General features: G+C 69.9%; 11 protein-coding genes. 8 read left to right on the top strand and 3 right to left on the bottom strand.

Annotation, left to right across the window (positions count from 1 at the left end):
• Positions 1-49: 49 nt before the first annotated feature.
• The 5 genes from AABA78_RS31830 to AABA78_RS31810 all read left to right on the top strand — a co-directional run bounded on the left by AABA78_RS31830 (position 50) and on the right by AABA78_RS31810 (position 7,286).
• Positions 50-1,021, top strand: coding sequence for a glucodextranase DOMON-like domain-containing protein (locus tag AABA78_RS31830; RefSeq protein ID WP_338268979.1), 972 nt, complete (start codon positions 50-52; stop codon positions 1,019-1,021).
• 141 nt (positions 1,022-1,162) lie between these two features.
• Positions 1,163-3,364: a hypothetical protein gene (locus tag AABA78_RS31825; protein ID WP_338268977.1), complete on the top strand. Its 2,202-nt coding sequence runs from the start codon at positions 1,163-1,165 to the stop codon at positions 3,362-3,364.
• Between the two features lie 142 nt (positions 3,365-3,506).
• Positions 3,507-4,577 carry a glucodextranase DOMON-like domain-containing protein gene (locus AABA78_RS31820; protein WP_338268976.1) on the top strand — a complete coding sequence of 357 codons (1,071 nt, stop codon included), beginning with the start codon at positions 3,507-3,509 and terminating at the stop codon, positions 4,575-4,577.
• A gap of 81 nt (positions 4,578-4,658) precedes the next feature.
• Positions 4,659-6,020 carry an AHH domain-containing protein gene (locus tag AABA78_RS31815; protein WP_338268974.1) on the top strand — a complete coding sequence of 454 codons (1,362 nt, stop codon included), beginning with the start codon at positions 4,659-4,661 and terminating at the stop codon, positions 6,018-6,020.
• A gap of 21 nt (positions 6,021-6,041) precedes the next feature.
• A complete protein-coding gene (locus AABA78_RS31810; RefSeq protein ID WP_338268972.1) occupies positions 6,042-7,286 on the top strand; it encodes an imm11 family protein in 1,245 nt (414 codons plus the stop codon).
• Here AABA78_RS31810 and AABA78_RS31805 read toward each other — a convergent pair.
• On the bottom strand, positions 7,283-8,947 hold the full coding sequence (locus tag AABA78_RS31805) for an alpha-amylase family glycosyl hydrolase (protein ID WP_338268970.1): 1,665 nt from the start codon (positions 8,945-8,947) through the stop codon (positions 7,283-7,285). The genes AABA78_RS31810 and AABA78_RS31805 overlap by 4 nt on opposite strands.
• A gap of 90 nt (positions 8,948-9,037) precedes the next feature.
• On the opposite strand from AABA78_RS31805, the gene AABA78_RS31800 reads away from it, so the two are divergent.
• Complete coding sequence (locus AABA78_RS31800) at positions 9,038-10,375, top strand: DUF4032 domain-containing protein (protein ID WP_338268968.1); 1,338 nt, start codon at positions 9,038-9,040, stop codon at positions 10,373-10,375.
• 2 nt (positions 10,376-10,377) lie between these two features.
• On the opposite strand, the gene AABA78_RS31795 is transcribed toward AABA78_RS31800, so the two are convergent.
• On the bottom strand, positions 10,378-12,210 hold the full coding sequence (locus tag AABA78_RS31795; protein ID WP_370469495.1) for a metallophosphoesterase: 1,833 nt from the start codon (positions 12,208-12,210) through the stop codon (positions 10,378-10,380).
• Between the two features lie 165 nt (positions 12,211-12,375).
• On the opposite strand from AABA78_RS31795, the gene AABA78_RS31790 reads away from it, so the two are divergent.
• Together AABA78_RS31790 and AABA78_RS31785 are read left to right on the top strand one after the other, a co-directional pair.
• A complete protein-coding gene (locus AABA78_RS31790) occupies positions 12,376-12,846 on the top strand; it encodes an acyl-CoA thioesterase (RefSeq protein ID WP_338268967.1) in 471 nt (156 codons plus the stop codon).
• 85 nt (positions 12,847-12,931) lie between these two features.
• Positions 12,932-14,149 (top strand): GAF domain-containing sensor histidine kinase, encoded by a 1,218-nt coding sequence (locus AABA78_RS31785; protein ID WP_338268965.1) that lies wholly within the window; start codon positions 12,932-12,934, stop codon positions 14,147-14,149.
• Here the strand turns inward: AABA78_RS31785 and AABA78_RS31780 are convergent, their stop codons facing one another.
• Positions 14,150-16,084 carry a PTS fructose-like transporter subunit IIB gene (locus AABA78_RS31780; RefSeq protein ID WP_338268963.1) on the bottom strand — a complete coding sequence of 645 codons (1,935 nt, stop codon included), beginning with the start codon at positions 16,082-16,084 and terminating at the stop codon, positions 14,150-14,152. It abuts the gene before it with no gap.
• Between the last annotated feature and the right edge of the window lie 13 nt (positions 16,085-16,097).

Raw genomic sequence — 16,097 nt, 5'->3', positions numbered from 1 at the left:
TCGTTCTTCGCAGTCCTTTCGTCTGTCGTTGCAAGGAGCAAACACCCCCATGATCAACCCCCGCATCGCAGTCCTCACCCTGGCCGCTTCCCTGTCCGCGGCCCCGGCCCTGGCCGACAAGGTGTCGTTCAAGGACCCCACCGGCGACGACAAGGGCCCGGGCAAGTACACCTACCCGACGGACCCCGTGTACAAGCCGGGCTCGTTCGACCTGACCGGCTTCAAGCTGGACCAGGGCGGCAACAAGACGGACGTGGAGATCCAGCTGAAGGCGTCGCTGGAGAACCCCTGGAAGATGGCGGACGGCTTCTCCGTGCAGGAGGTCTTCATCTTCATCGACACGGACCACAAGGCCGGCAGCGGCTTCACGGACAGCCCCCCGGGCCTCAACGTGTCCTTCGCCCCGGAAGACGCGTGGGACAAGGTCATCATCATCTCGCCGCAGGGCTCGTCGCGCGTGCGCGCGGAGGCCAACAACAAGGCCGGCGCGATGAAGGGCGCCGTCGTGGTGCCCACCAAGGTGCGCGCCTCCGGCAACAAGATCACCGCCACGGTCATGAACGCGGACCTGGGCGCCGGTGACCCCTCCACCTGGGGCTACCAGGTCGTGATGCAGTCCAACGAGGGCTTCCCCGCGGACAACGACCTGCTCACCCGCCGCGTCAACGAGTACGAGGGCCAGCACCGCTTCGGCGGCGGCTCCGACTTCAACTGCGACCCGCACGTGATTGACGTGCTCGCGGGCCAGGGCAAGGGCGACAGCTCTGAAATCAAGGCCCAGTACGACATGCTCGCCTACGAGTGCGCGGGTGACGGCTCCGCCACGAAGAAGGCCACGCTGAAGATGGTCTCCGGCGAGAAGCGCCCGGCGGCGCAGGGTGGCGCGGCGGCGGCGGCTCCGGCCCCGGCTCCGGCCGCTCCGGCCCCCGCGGCTCCGGCCCCGGCTCCGGCGCCCACGCCGGCCGCTCCGGCTGGAACGTCGGTCGCTCCGGCGCCGACGACGGCCACGCCGACGAAGTAGTCGGTGGTGGACTGTTCAAAACAGTCCGTTTCAAGGTTTGATGTGACACGGGGAGGGCTGCCGTGGTGACCCCGCGGCGGCCCGGGAGAGGGGATGACCCCCCTCTGGTTCAAAGCTTTCGACAAGGGTTTTCCGGACATCATGAAGAATCGCAAGAACGTGGTGCGGGGAGCGTGTGCGCTCACCGTGGCGGTCGGCCTCATTCCCGGGGCGGCCATGGCGCAGGACAGCGGCCCCAAGCTCACCATTGGTGGCACGACCTATACGAAGTACCTCTGGGGCACGCAGCGCGACCAGGGCGCCCTCTACAACTTCACGACCGTGCCCGGTGAGGGCTACGGCGACAACGGCATCGGCACGGAGCTGGAGCTCCTGCTGAACGCGAAGATCTCCCCGCAGGTGGAGGTCAACGGCCGCATCCACAGCCGCTTCAACCAGAACTTCTGGACGAACTTCGGCGGCTTCGGCGGCCGCAACCCGCCGACGAACTGCACCGCGGGCGACTGCGGCGAGTTCGACCCGCGCTCCAACCAGTACATCAAGCTGCGCGGCATGTCCGTGACGCTGCGTCCGGGCTACCTCATCGACTCGGCGCTCATCGGCGCGACGGACCTGGGCCAGTTCGACCCGTTCGTCATCGGCCGCGTCCGTTACATCGACCGCGACAACGCGGCGGCCATCATGCTGCAGGGCTCCAACTTCGACCGGAAGCTCACGTGGGACGCGGCGCGCATCTCGCTGCCCCGCTTGTGGGCCGGCCCGAACTTCAGCACGGGCGCCTTCCACGCGCGTGACGCGGCCTACGGCTTCCAGGCGAAGTACACGGCCTCCGAGCTCTTCGACGTGGGCGGCATCTTCCAGTACGCCAACGACCAGGAGGTCAACACCGAGGACACCAACTTCGACGACGGCCGCGACCTGACGCCGCGCTACCGCAACGGCGTGGGCGGTCTGAAGGCGGGCCTGCACATGGGCTCGTGGCTGGACGTGCGCGGCGCGGTGTACTCGTCGTACTCCAACGCGGACCCCGTGCTGTCGCCGGCGAACTTCGGCGGCATCGGCGGCTACAGCGCGGTGCTGGCGGGCCACCACACCGACCAGACGTACATGCTGAACGCGTCCCTCAACGACCCGCTGGACGTGGGCCTGTCGTTCAACTTCCAGCTGTTCAGCATCGGCGCGGACTACGTGGCGGTGATGGCCAGCCGCCGCGAGGCGGACGTGCTGCTCACGGAAGGTCACGACGGCAGCTTCGCGTTCCCCGGTCCGTCCAACGCGGCCTACGGCATCTACAAGGGCAACCCCACCCGCATCGGCTACGGCGGCTGGACGAGCGAGGCCCAGCAGGTCGCGACCATCAACGTGGACAACGACTTCACGGACTTCGACGAGCCCATGGCGGAGACGGCCATCGGTTGGAAGGGCGTGACGGCGAACCCGGTCTACACCAACGGCGCGCTGGAGCTGGGCGGTGAGTATTCCTTCATCACCTACAACACCAACTGGCAGGCGTACGGCAACGACCAGGAGTCGCTGAACAACACCACGTACCCCGGCACGGAGCTGGACTCTGGCGTGGGCCACAACTTCCGCACGGCCTACCAGCCCTTCCAGGACAAGAAGACGCACCTGGTCGCGCTGCGCGCCAAGTACGTGGTGGACGTGCTGAAGGGCATCGATGTGTTCGGCAAGTTCAAGTACATCCACGAGACGGACAAGCGCCTGAACGACCCGCGCTTCCTGCCGTTCCAGTCCGGCGCGTGCGCGGGCGGCGGCGTGGCGTGCGACAACACGCTGGTCAACGAGTACAGCGCGGGCAACAGCACCTCCGGCGTCTACAGCAACCCGAGCGTCATCACGAACAGCCAGGGTGAGACGGGCTACCAGTTCAAGCCGTTCGACAACATCGGCGACGACGACCGCCTGCTGGACTACACGACGTTCACGGCCGGCGCGGGCTACCAGTTCACGGACGACCTGTACGTGTCCGCCAGCTACTCCAAGTTCTTCGCGGACCTGCTGGACGGCAACACGGCGTTCCAGGCGTACAACAACCACGAGATGGCGTCCGGCAAGCACAACAAGAACCAGGTGCTGGTGAAGGCGCGCTACATCCTGTCCGGCGTGGAGTTCGGTCTGGAGGGCCAGTACGCGTTCGGCACCTTCCGTCCCGACTTCGGCGACGGCTTCGTGGTGCAGTACGCGGACGACACCATCGCGGCCGACCACGGCGTGGCGGTGGGTTCGCGCGGCTTCACCAACCGCAACGGCGGTTGGAACAGCCTGGAGGAGCGCAACTTCGAGCAGATGCGCGTCAAGGCGTTCATGAAGGCGCAGTTCTAGTCACCGCGCGCCCCGCTTCCGGCGGGGCGTGAGGCGGCAGTGGGAGCCCGGGGCGCCTGTGAAGGCACTCCGGGCTCCTTGCGTTTGGGGCACCGCGCGGTACACCTGACGGGCCGTTCCTTCGTGCATGAGGTGCCCCTCCATGTTCGTGCGTTCTCGCGTGTCCGCGCTCCTGCTCGCCTCCACCCTGGCCGCGTGTTCCGGCGGCAAGACGCGCGAGGACGCGCTGCTGTTCCGGCTGACGGACCCGGTGGGGGACGACCACGGCGACGGCGAGCTGGTGTATCCGCGCCGGACGGACCTGGGGCCCGGGGACCTGGACGTGGTGTCGGTGGCGGCGTTCGCGGACGGCGAGGCGACGCGGTTCGAGGTGACGTTCTCACACCCCATCGCGAGGCCCTCGCGCGCGCAGTCGGTGGACCTGGAGGGCGCGACGGTCGCGGAGCGCGCGCGGCACGGCTTCTACACGTTCAACGTGGACCTGTACGTGGACCAGGACCGCAAGCCGGGATCCGGACGCACGGACACGCTGCCGGGGCGGGGGCTCACGCTGGCGGCGGACTCGGGGTGGGAGAAGGCGGTGGTGCTGACGCCGCGTCCGTACGAGGCGCGCGAGACGCTGCGCAAGCACTGGCGGCAGGTGGCGCTGGATGCGTACGAGAAGAAGTCGGGCGGGATTGGCGGCAAGGTGGAGTCGGAGCTGAACGCGGCCGTGGAGCAGGAGCTGGAGGCGCGGGTGTTCTTCCCCACGATCATCCAGGTGAGCGGGCGCACGGTGATGTTCACGGTGCCGGACCGTTTCCTCGGCGCGCACGCGAGCGCGGACTGGGGCTACGGCGTCGCGGTGACGGGCGCGACGCTCGAGCGGCGCGTGTCGCTGGGCGGGATGTTTGGCGGGGACACGACCGCGAATCAGCAACTCATGGCCATGGGCATCATGGCGGGGGAGCCGTACAACGACCGCTTCGGTGGCGGGCGCAAGGGAGACCCGTCGCAGTCGCCGGTGGTGGATCTGCTGGTGGCGCCGGGCACCACGCAGGAAGAGGTGCTGGGGGCCACGAAGCCGGCGTGGGACCTGGTGGTTCCGTCGGGGAAGGCCGTGGCGCCGGCGGCCGTGGCTCCGGATGCGGGCACGGTGGAGGACGCCGGGGCGCCCGTGGACGCGCCTGCTGTGGACGCGGGAAGCGTGGGTCCGTCGTCGCCCGCCCCGTGATGGAGGGCTCCCGCGGGGTGCTCGGGAGGTCCTGGTTGCGGTGAGCCCGCGCGGCCGAGGATGGATGCCCTGGAGGCATCCATGTCCTCGTGTCGGAGCTGGGCGGTCGCGGTGCTGTTGTTGTTGCTGGGCACGGGGTGTTCAGCGACGCGCGGCGTCCGGCTGAAGACGGGGCGTGGGGCGCCGGTCGTCCATGTGCCTGGGGCGGAGGTCGCGCCTGAGCCTCTGGAGGAGGAGGCGTTCACGGAGGCGGTGCGGACGCTGGCGGAGGACGCGCCGGTGTCCCCGCATCCTCGTGAGGCTGCGTATCGGCAGTTCGCGGGCTCGTTCTCCACGAAGGCGTATGCCCACGTGCGCGGGCGCCTGGGATTGGTCTCCGTGGAGGAGCCGACGCGTGCTCGACTGCTGGTGGATGATGCTGACCGGGAGCTGGCGAGCGCCTATGGGCGGTGGTGCCAGCGCAAGCAGACTCCGGGGGACTGCCTCCAGTTGCTGGAGACTGGAACCACGCTGGATGAGGACGGACGGCGTTCGCTGGCGTTCGCCATCGCGCTGGACTCGGTGTGGGACGAGACGTCGGAAGCGCTGGTGGGGATGACGGATCAGCGGGCGGTGCTCACGACCATCGTCGCGACGGGGACGATGTACCTGGCGCTGTGGTTGATGCCCGAGCCCGTTTCCAAGGGCGTCGCGGCGACGATGACGGCGTGTCTCATCGCCTACCTGGGTATCGACACGGTGTGGAACCTCATCCAGGGCTGGATCGAGCTGTCCGAGCAGGCGCGGATGGCCCGGACGTTCGATGAGCTGCGCGATGCGGGGGAGGAGTACGGCGAGGTGATGGGGAAGAACGCGGCGCGGGCATTCGTGATGCTGGCGCTGGCGGCGGTGGGCAGCACGGCGGAGACGTTCGCGGCGAAGGTCGCGACGCTCCCGGGTTCAGGACAGGCCTCGTTGGTGGCCGCAGAGGTGGGGGGCTTCCGGCTGGGCGCGGCGGCGCAGGTGGAGTCCGCGGCCGTGTCCTCCGCGGGTGTCATCACCCTGGTGCTGGCGCCGAACGCGGTGGCCATGTCCGCTCGGGACGAGAAGAGCCCCGTCGCGAGTGGCGCGGATGCGGAGGGACATGAGCACCACATCGCATCCAACAAGTGGTGGAGCGCCACGAACCGTGGTGGCCCGTGGTCTCCCCAGTTCCAGAAGATCTTCGACAAGGCCGGGATGTCGCTTGATGATCCCGCGAACAAGGTTCGTGTGCCGGGACATAGGGGGCCTCACCCAGAGGCGTACCATCAGAGAGTCTTGAACGCGCTCCGCCGGGCAACGAAGGACTGCAGTTCCATGGAAAGTTGCAGAGCGCTTTTGACGAAGGAGTTGAGAAGCCTCGCAAGCCAGATTCGAAAAGAAGGAACCTTGCTGAATCGATGGGTGACTGGCCTTGAGTGATGCGGGAATCCCGTGAGGACCATGGAATACTTCGACCTTTATGAGGATGTCGCGGAAGGATTCTGGTGCCTGGGGCATCCGCTCGACCTCCAAGGGCGCGAACTCGACGATCCCTGGCAGTTCACGGGTGGAAAACCCGCGCATTTCAAGGACCCGATTCGGCTTCCATTGGACCTGGAGGGAGCATCCCGTGATTACTCACATGCGGCGTTCGGTACCCCGGTCATCAATGCGAAGCTCGCGGCTCTTTTTCAGGAGTTGGCTCCGAACGACGTGGAATTGATCCCCGTCAAGGTCGACTCCCGCGCAGGGCCATACTTCATCCTCAATGCCCTCCGCACCATTCCGTGCGTCGATATCGAGGCTTCGGAAGAGGCCTATTACTGGACCGAAGAGGATGGGGTTCCGGAGAAGGTCGGCACCCTCAGGTCCATCTACGGCATGCGCATCGACCCGTCGAAGGTGGGGGATGTAAAGGTGTTCCGCCCCTCGGAATGGGATATCTCCCTTATCGTCTCCGAGGACATCAAGGACGCGATGGCGCGTGCGGGCATCACGGGCGCGAAATTCGAAGCGGTCACGGGGCCACCGACCTTTGACCCTGTGCGCCGCGCGGAGACGAAGCGGCGAGGCGAATTGTGGGACCAGGCTCACCATGCCCGCGCGGCCGTGTGGCGCGGGCTCGGCACCATGTCCGACGACTTCTACATCCCTCCCGTCGTGGGTGGCCCATGGCCCGCCAAGAGCCAGCACTGGATCGCCATGCGACGTGCTGACGGCGGCATGCTCATCGTTACCGACGGCCTGTCCGACCCGTTCAATGACATCCTGGACCGGCCCACCGCTGGCTTCGGGCTGGAGCTCGCCATCGAGACGCCGGAGCCGCTCGGGGAGGTGTGGAAGAGCTGGCCGGTGCACCTGCTCGAACGTGTCGCCTACGAAGTCGCCGAGTTCGAGAAGCTCCGTGTCTCCCTGGCCAACGGCACTTTGTCCATGGAAGTGGACGGCGTGGGCATGCCCGAAAGCCTCATCACCCCCGAGGGCCGCGTGGCCGTGCTCATCGGCATGGAGACGGACTCGCTGCCCTCTCGCTTCATGCTTCCCGGGGGCGAGGTCCGGCTGCTCACCGTGAAGGTGCTGATGCCCGCGGAGCTCAAGTGGCTGCTCCGCCAGGGCAAGGGTGCGGCGGCCGACTTGATCCGCCGCTTCAACGAAGCGGGAGAAGGCCACCTCTCCCGCTCCTGGCGCCAGCCCGTCGTCAGCTAACGCAGCCGCCAGATGCCCGTGCCGCGCGCTGGGATGCTCGTCTTCCACGCTCCCGACCCACCCGAGAGCGGTGTCACGCCGTTGTCCAGGAACAGCGGCTCCGCCGTCGTGGCCTCCACGTCGAACGGGCCCACGGACTCCGGCGCGGTGGAGAAGTTGTGGACCACCAGCACCTGCTCGTCTCCCAGCGTCCTCACGAACGCCAGCGAGCGCGACACGCCCGTCGTCGGCGTGAACAACCGCAGGCCTCCGTTGCGCAGCGCCTCCGAACCCTGGCGCGCGTGGATGAGCGCCCGGTAGCGCGACAGCAACGACCCCGGGTTGCTCCGCTGCGCCTCCACGTTCGCCGTCTCCCGGCCACTGGAGAAGCCGTACCAGGGCGACCCCGTGGTGAAGCCTCCACCCGCGGCGGCCGTCCACGGCATCGGCGTGCGCTTGGACTCGTCGTTGTTGGCGTTGCCGTTCCCCAGGCCCACCTCCTCGCCGTAGTAGAGGAACGGTGCTCCCGGCAGCGTCAGCAACACCGACGCCGCGAGCCCCAGCTTCGACCCGTCGTTCGTGAACTGCGTCGCCAGCCGCACCATGTCGTGGTTGGTGAGGAAGGGCGCGTCCGCCACGCCGGCCGGATAGTTGTTCTTCATCTCCAGCAGCTTCGACGCCACACCCCCGCCATTGCCCGCGTTGATGCCTTCAATCACTCGCGCGGACAGGGGGAAGTTGAAGTTGAGCGGCAGCTCGTCCCCGCCCGGCACCGTCGCCGTGGAGCCGTAGTACTTCGCCACCGACGGCGTCTCGCTCCAGTTCTCACCCACCAGCACCGCGTCCGGCTTCACCGACCGCACGTGCGCGGAGAACTCCTTCCAGAACGCGTGCGTCTCCGGCGTGTCCGCCTGTCCCACGCCTCCGCCCGTCTCGATGAGGTAGCGCGCGGCGTCCAGCCGGAAGCCGTCCACGCCGCGCTGGAGCCACAGCGTCGCCAGGCGCTTCACCTCGTCGCGCACCGCGGGCGTCTGGAAGTTCAGGTCCGGCATGCCGCCCCAGAAGACGCCGTAGTACCAGCCCGTGTCCCGCTGATGCCACGTGTTGGTCTGCGAGTACGTGTCCCACGGCTGCGCCCATCCCGGGTTGTTCGCGCGCCACTGGTACCAGTCTCGCTTCGCCGACTGCGCCGAGGACGCCGAGTCCACGAACCACGGATGCGACGCGCTGGTGTGGTTGATGACGAAGTCGAGGATGACGCGCATGCCCCGACGGTGCGCCTCGTCACACAGCCGCTGCAGGTCCTCCAGCGAGCCGTACGCCGTCTGGATGCGCTCGTAGTCCACCACGTCGTAGCCGTGGTAGCTGGGCGACGCGAACACCGGCATCAGCCACAGCGCGTCCACGCCCAGGTCGTCCGTCGTCGCCGGGTTGCCGTCGTTCAGGTAGTCCAGCCGCGAGATGAGCCCCGGCAGGTCCCCCACGCCGTCGCCGTTGGAGTCCTGGAAGCTGCGCACGAACACCTCGTAGAACACCGCGCCCCGGTACCACGCGTCTCCCGCGGGCGCGGCGAGCGTGATGTTTCCGGACGCGGGTGGAGCGACAGCGGGCGAAGGCGAGGAACCGGCGCAGGCCGACAGCAGGGCCGCGCCGCAGAGGGAGAGTCCGCGGAGGGGGCGCATGGCTCCTCCCTCTAACAGCGAACGTTCCACGCGGGCCAGCGCGGGGCCTGGATGCCGCGCGCTCACCCGGACAGTAGGCTTGTGGCCGCCATGTCCCACCCCGCGCGCCGCCTCCATTCCCTGCATATCCGGCAGGGGCACCCGGACTTCCTCGACCTGCCGTGGGAGCTGCCGCTGGAGGCGTGGCCGGAGCGCTCACCGCGCGTGGTGGAGGTGCCGCGCGGCCTGTCCCGGCACGTCGTCGTCTTCGTCAGCTACGGCGCCACCATCTACGCCTTCAAGGAGACGCCCGCGCGCGTGGCGCAGCGCGAGTACGACCTGCTGCGCGGCCTGGAGGACCGCCGGCTGCCGTCGGTGTGCCCCGTGGGGCTGGCGGTCCAGACGGAAGAGGGGCTGGAGTCCGCGCCCGGCGACAGGCCCGGGCTGCTCATCACCCAATACCTCGCGTCGTCGCTGCCGTACCGCGCGCTGTTCATGCACCAGGGACTGGAGCGCTACCGCTCGCGGCTCCTGGACGCGATGGCGGGCCTGCTGGTGCGGCTGCACCTGGGCGGCTTCTTCTGGGGGGACTGCTCGCTGTCCAACGTGCTCTTCCGCCGCGACGCGGGCGAATTGCAGGCGTACGCGGTGGACGCGGAGACGTCCGAGCTGCACGAGCAGCTCTCCGCCGGCCAGCGCGAGCTGGACCTGCAGATCATGGAGGAGAACGTCGCCGGAGGCCTGGCGGACCTGGCCGCTCGCGTGGAGCTGGCGGAGGAGCTGCCCCAGGAGCTGGAGGCCTGGCAGGAGACCGCCGCCAGCATCCGCCAGCGCTACGAGCGGCTGTGGGCGGAGATCAACCGCGAGCTCATCCTCCAACCGCACGAGAGCTACCGCATCCACGAGCGGATCCGCACGCTCAACGACCTGGGCTTCTCCGTGGGCGAGGTGGAGCTGCTGGCGAGCGGGGAGGGCAGCCAGCTGCGCATGCGCACCATCGTCACGGACCGCGAGTACCACCGGCACCAGCTGCACACGCTCACCGGCATCGTCGCGGAGGAGCGCCAGGCGAGCCTGCTGCTCAACGAGATGCAGGAGATGAAGGCCACGCTCACGCGCAAGCTGGACCGCAGCGTGCCCCTGAGCGTGGCCGCGTTCCGCTGGCTGGACGAGCGCTACCACCCCACGCTGTCACGCCTGCAGAAGGACCTGGGCCGCGCGGCGGACACCGCGGAGCTCTACTGCCAGGTGCTGGAGCACAAGTGGTTCCTGTCCGAGCGCGCGAAGCGCGACGTGGGCCTGGACGCGGCCCTCCAGGACTACGTGGCGCTCACCCGCAAGCAGCCCGGCATCGCGCCGCTGCTGGAGGACGCGGCGCGGGCCGCGAGCTCCAGCGCGGAAGGGGAGGACGCTCCTCGCGCGCCTCCCGCCACGGGCACGGCCGGGTAGCGTCAGCGGCAGACGCGGATGGGCGGCTCGATGAGGAACGGCTCGGTGGCGCGGGGGTCGTCCGGGTCGAACGCGGGCGACATGGGCCCCGCGCCGGTGGGCTTCCACTTGCGCGGCACGCGCTCCAGGCCCACGGGGTAGATGGTCAGCGCCCCGTCCTTCCCGATGCGCATGCGCAGGAAGTTCTTCCAGTCCGGCAGCGCCAGCGACCCGAAGGCCTCGTTGGAGTGCGCGCCGAAGAAGTTCACGCTCAGCCAGAGGTACACGCCCGTGATGAACGGGCCCACGAGGAAGCCGCCCACGAAGGTGAACGCGCAGGAGAAGAAGAACTTGCCCGCGAGGTGCAGCCAGCCGTCCGCGCAGTGCGCGCCATCCGCCGTCAGCACCGGACACACGCCCAGCCTGGTCACCGTGAAGTACGTGGCCCCCCAGGCGATGAAGAACGCCGCCACGATGTGCGCCGCGCCGTGCAGGCCGCCCAGCAGCGCCCGCCACTTCCCGAGCGCCGCGTCCGCCAGCCCCGCGAGGCCGCCCACCGTCACCATCCCCAGGATGAGCGTCCAGGGCCGGTTGACCATGCTGTTGGCCACCGCCGTCACCACCTCCGGCAGGTGGGACAGGCCCAGCGAGCCCACCTCCGCGTAGGCCGCCAGCGCGAGCAGCAGGTACCACAGGCCGGTGATGAGCCCGAACAGCGGGCTGTACCGGATGAGGAACAGGTTCTTGCGCGCCAGCTTCCGCGACGTGGCCTCGTCCGGGAAGCTCTTGCGCAGCGTGGAGCCGTCGCGCAGCACGGGCGCCGCGGGCGCGTGCGTGGGGTGCATGAAGGCGCCGCCGCCGCCCGCGGTGATGCGGTGCTGGCCGGTGTCGTCCTCGTGCCGGCGGTAGTGGTGCAGGTCGCCCGCGAGGAAGACAGCAATGCGCCGCCCGAGCACCTTCTCCTCCAGGTACTCCAGGTTGTTCTCCAGGTAGCTGCCCTTGGCGCGCCGCGCGGCCGCCGCCAGCACCCACGCGGGCTCCGCGTTGCAGAGGATGACGCGGTCGTCGGGGCCCATCTGCTCCGCGACGTGGCGGAAGTACTCCACCTGCGGCACGTCGATGTCGCTGTTGAGCTGCACGTCCGTGCCGATGAGCCACCAGTTCTTCGGCAGCTTCAGCGCGAAGTAGCTGCGGCTCTGCTTCGTGCGGCGCCCGGCCACCCAGCGCTGCGCGCAGAACAGCCGCATGAAGGCGGACAGGCCGTCGTACCAGTCGTGGTTGCCCGGGATGACGAACAGGTCCGGGTGGGGCGCCTGCGAGCGGCGCATGGCGGCCTCGTAGGGCTGCACCGTGCGCTCCTCGTACGTCTCGCGGCTGGCGCCCGGGTAGACCTCATCCCCGCCGAACACCAGGACGCGGCCTCGCGGCGTCACGTGGGCCGTCCTGCCGTCCTCCTCCGGGAGCCGCAGCTCCGGCAGCGCCAGCAGGCGCGCCACCGCGTAGGTGGAGTCCCAGCCGTCGCCGATGTCGGAGACGTAGTCGAGCCAGAAGTCTCCGTCCGCGCCGCTCTCCTCCGAGTAGTCGAAGTAGGGCTGCTGCGGACGCACCACCGCTTCGATGAGCCGGTGGTCCGCTCGCGCACCGAACACCGTGGCCACCACCGCGTCCAGGCCCGTGCGCAGCACCTGCGTGGGGTGCAGCCAGCGCACCATGTCCGCGTGCTTCTGGGGCTTGGTGGCGGTGGCGCTGCCACGCTCGCGCACCACCTGCGGCGGAGGCGTGGGGCCCTGTTCCTCCCAGGGCGCGGGCGCGTCGTAGGGGCGCTCCGCTTCAGGGCGCAGGGGCTCACCGGCCATCGCGGGGACCCCGGGCGGCGGAGGGAAGGGACGGGAAGGCGGGCGGCGCCAGTGTGGACCGGAGAGCCATGGACCCCTGGCTTAGCATGCCTGCCCGGGGCTCCTGGAGGGCAGGCAGGCGTGGTTTCCGTTCCCTGGCGGGACGGTCCTTGAGAGCCTGGGGGCATGTCGAACGCTGCCCTGAAGGACTTCCCCGTCGTCGTGCCCTTCCCCGTGCACTGGAGCGAGATGGACGCGTACGGGCACGTCAACAACGCCCGCACGTTCACCTGGTTCGAGTCCGCGCGCATCGCGTACCTGGCCCGCATCGGGCTGGTGGGGCCGTCCGCCGCGGGGGCCGACATGACGACGGCGGACGGGGTGGGCCCCATCCTGGCGAACACGCACGCGGACTACCTCAAGCCGGTGGTGTTCCCGGTGAACCTGGTGGCGGGCGCGCGCGTCACGCGGGTGGGCAACTCCTCCATCACCTTCGAGCACGTGGTGGCGGGCGCGGACGACGGAGTCCTCTACACGCGCGGCGGCTCCATCATCGTGACCCTTCGCTACACGACGCACGAGAAGGTGCCGGTGCCGCCCGCCGTGCGTGCGGCCATCGAGAAGCTCGAGGGCCGCACGGTGGGGGGCCAGGCGTAGGCCACGAGCGGGCGCGCGCCACCCTGGACCGAAGTCCACGGGCATCGCTGGGACGTGCTGGCTAGACTCGGGCGTGAGCAAATCCATGAGCCCTCCCCAGCCCGCGAACGCGCGGATCCGTCCCCTGGCTTCGCTCTCCGCGGATGTGGAGGCCGTGGGGCGCATCGAAGCGGTGAAGACGGTGCTGCGGGTGCTGGCGCGGACCACGGGGCTGCGCCTGGCGGTGGTGGCGCGCGTGACGGCGGAGTCGTGGACGTGCTGCGCGGTGCTGGACGAGATGGGCTTCGGGCTGACGCCCGGGGACACGCTGGCCGTCAGCACCACGTTCTGCAACACCGTGCGGAACCTGGGGACGCCGCTGCGGGTGAACCAGGCGAGCCAGGACCCGCGCTTCCAGGACCACCCCGCGCCGAAGCTGTACAACGTGGAGAGCTACATCGCGGTGCCGCTGTACCGGCGCAACGGGGACTTCTTCGGCGTGATGTGCGCGCTGGACTCGAGGCCCGCGGACCTGACCGACGATGCGCTGGAGATCTTCCGCCACCTGGGCGACCTGGTGGGCCACCAGCTGGAGCAGGAGGAGGCGCTCTCCGAGCGCGACTCGCAGCTGCTGGGCGCCCACGAGACGTCGGTCCTGCGCGAGCAGTTGATGGGCATCGTCAGCCACGACCTGCGCAACCCGCTCAACGCCATCTCGCTGGCTGCGGCGACGCTGATGCGCAGGACGGACCTGGATGACCGCGCGCGGCGCGGGCTGCGGCGCATCCTCGACTCGTCGGACCGGGCGAACCGGCTCATCCGCGACCTGCTGGACTTCACCCACGTTCGCACGGGCATGCCCCTGCCGGTGAAGCCCCAGCCCATGGACCTGCATGAAGTCGCCGAGCAGGTGGTGGACGAGGTGCGGCTCACCGCGCAGGGACGCGCGCTGGACCTGGTGTGCGAGGGCAGCGGGCGCGGGAAGTGGGACCCGGACCGCATCGCGCAGGTGCTGACCAACCTGCTCACCAACGCCGTGCAGTACAGCGCTCCGGGCGCGAACATCCGGGTGGAGGCGCGCGGCGACGCGCGCGAGGTGGTGCTGGCGGTGACGAACGCGGGGACGCCCATCCCGCCCGCGCTGCTGCCCGTGCTCTTCGAGCCGATGACCCGGGGCACCACGGAGGGCAGCGAGCACCGCAGCGTGGGGCTGGGCCTCTTCATCGTGAATCAAATCGTCCGCGCGCACGGCGGCGAGGTGGAGGTGGAGTCCACGGCGGAGGCGGGCACCACCTTCCGCGTGCACCTGCCTCGCGGGTGCTAGTCAGCCCGCGTCTGGCAGGGGCCGCTTGAGCACGACGAGCGCCAGCGTGGTGGCCAGCGTGCCCGCGACGAGCGCCAGCACGTAGGGGCCCAGCGGCTGCACGGCGTTGGGGATGGCGAAGACGAAGACGCCGCCGTGGGGGGCTCGCAGCGCGCAGCCGAAGCCCATGGACACGGCGCCCGCGATGGCGGAGCCGAAGGCCATGGCGGGGATGACGCGCAGCGGGTCGCGGGCCGCGTAGGGGATGGCGCCCTCGGTGATGAAGGCGAGCCCCAGCACGGCGGCGGCCTTGCCGGCCTCGCGCTCCTGGAGGGTGAAGCGGCGCTTCGAGACCACGGTGGCGAGGGCGATGCCCAGCGGCGGCGTCATGCCCGCGACCATCACCGCGGCCATGGGGGTGAAGGTGTTGGAGCCGAGCAGGCCCACGCCGAAGGCATAGGCGGCCTTGTTGATGGGGCCCCCGGTGTCGACGGCCATCATCGCGCCCAGCAGCAGGCCCAGGAGCACGGCGTTGGTGCCGGACAGGCCATGGAGGAAGCGGGTGAGGGCGCCCATGAGCGCGGCCACGGGCGCGCCGATGACGTAGGTCATCAGCAGGCCGACGATGAGCGCGGACAGGAGCGGGAGGACGAGCACCGGCTTGAGGCCCTCCAGGTTCGCGGGCAGCCGGATGCGGTCGCGCAGCAGGCGCGTCACGTAGCCCGCGAGGAAGCCCGCCGCGATGCCGCCGAGGAACCCCGCGTTGAGCTGGTTCGCCAGCATGCCGCCGATGAAGCCCGGCGCGAGGCCGGGGCGGTCCGCGATGGAGTACGCGAGGTAGCCCGCGAGCGCGGGCACCATGAGCGCGAAGGCCGCGTCGCCAATGCCCTTCAGCGCGGCGGGCAGCGTGCCGGGTTGCTTGTACGCGTCGATGCCGAAGACGAACGACAGCGCCAGCAGCAGGCCGCCCGCGACGACGAACGGGAGCATGAAAGACACGCCCGTGAGCAGGTGCTTGTACGCGCCCGCGGGCTCCGCGCGTACCGGGGCGGCGGGGAGGGAAGGAAGGGAGCCCGGCGGAGGGGGCAGGGTGAGGGCCTGCTCCACGACGCGGTCGGCCTGTTTCAGGGCCTCGCCCACGGAGGTCTGGAGCAGGCGCTTGCCGGCGAAGCGTTCGGTGGAGACGTGGGTGTCCGCGCCGATGATGACCGCGTCCGCCTGGGCGATCTCCTCCGGGGTCAGCGTGTTCTTCGCGCCCACGGAGCCCTGGGTCTCCACGCGGATGGCGTAGCCCCGGGCGCGGGCGGCGCGCGTGAGGGCCTCCGCGGCCATGAAGGTGTGCGCGATGCCCGTGGGGCAGGCCGTCACCGCGACCAGGGTGCCCGCGGGCGTGGAGGACGGCGGCGTGCGCGTGGGCGCGGCGGCGTCCGCGCGGCGTGAGGAGACGCCTCCCGAGGCATCCGCGCTGCGTGAGGCGACGCCGTGCGCGACCGAGGGTGGGGCAGCGCCTTCGCCTGGAGTGTCCGCACGGCGCGTTGTTCCGGTGGCGGGTGCCGGAGGCGTGCGCGAAGTCTCCCCGTGCGGTGACTCGGGGCCGGCGCGGGATGCGTCCGTGGCGGGGGCTTCGGAGGCCGCTGTCTTGCGGTGCAGCGTGGCGCGGGCCACGGCCTCGTCGATGATGCGCTCGGTGTCGCGGATGGCCACCGCCGTGGAGGTGCGGACCAGCGGTTTGCCCTGGAAGCGCGACTCGTCCACGGTGATGTCCGTGGCGAGGATGACGGCCTCTGCCTGCGCCACCACGGCTTCATCCAGCGGCGTGCGCACGCCCTCCGCGCCGCGCGACTCCACCCAGAGCTCGTGGCCCTTGAGGTCCGCCACGCGGCGCAGCGCCTCGGCCGCCATGAAGGTATGCGCGATGCCCGTGGGACAGGCGGTGACCGCCACCAGTTTCGCCATCGTCGTCGAGTCC

Origin of the sequence: Corallococcus caeni, from assembly GCF_036245865.1 — a bacterium.
Classification (GTDB): Bacteria; Myxococcota; Myxococcia; order Myxococcales; family Myxococcaceae; genus Corallococcus; species Corallococcus caeni.
This window is presented reverse-complemented; position numbering and strand designations above follow the sequence as displayed.

What these genes read in the sequence shown, in the direction of transcription:
- AABA78_RS31790 (WP_338268967.1), top strand. Translation starts at nt 12,376, where the DNA reads ATGTCGAACGCTGCCCTGAAGGACTTCCCCGTCGTCGTGCCCTTCCCC.
- AABA78_RS31780 (WP_338268963.1), bottom strand. Translation starts at nt 16,084, where the DNA reads ATGGCGAAACTGGTGGCGGTCACCGCCTGTCCCACGGGCATCGCGCAT.
- AABA78_RS31825 (WP_338268977.1), top strand. Translation starts at nt 1,163, where the DNA reads ATGAAGAATCGCAAGAACGTGGTGCGGGGAGCGTGTGCGCTCACCGTG.
- AABA78_RS31795 (WP_370469495.1), bottom strand. Translation starts at nt 12,210, where the DNA reads ATGGCCGGTGAGCCCCTGCGCCCTGAAGCGGAGCGCCCCTACGACGCG.
- AABA78_RS31800 (WP_338268968.1), top strand. Translation starts at nt 9,038, where the DNA reads ATGTCCCACCCCGCGCGCCGCCTCCATTCCCTGCATATCCGGCAGGGG.
- AABA78_RS31820 (WP_338268976.1), top strand. Translation starts at nt 3,507, where the DNA reads ATGTTCGTGCGTTCTCGCGTGTCCGCGCTCCTGCTCGCCTCCACCCTG.
- AABA78_RS31830 (WP_338268979.1), top strand. Translation starts at nt 50, where the DNA reads ATGATCAACCCCCGCATCGCAGTCCTCACCCTGGCCGCTTCCCTGTCC.
- AABA78_RS31815 (WP_338268974.1), top strand. Translation starts at nt 4,659, where the DNA reads ATGTCCTCGTGTCGGAGCTGGGCGGTCGCGGTGCTGTTGTTGTTGCTG.
- AABA78_RS31810 (WP_338268972.1), top strand. Translation starts at nt 6,042, where the DNA reads ATGGAATACTTCGACCTTTATGAGGATGTCGCGGAAGGATTCTGGTGC.
- AABA78_RS31785 (WP_338268965.1), top strand. Translation starts at nt 12,932, where the DNA reads ATGAGCCCTCCCCAGCCCGCGAACGCGCGGATCCGTCCCCTGGCTTCG.
- AABA78_RS31805 (WP_338268970.1), bottom strand. Translation starts at nt 8,947, where the DNA reads ATGCGCCCCCTCCGCGGACTCTCCCTCTGCGGCGCGGCCCTGCTGTCG.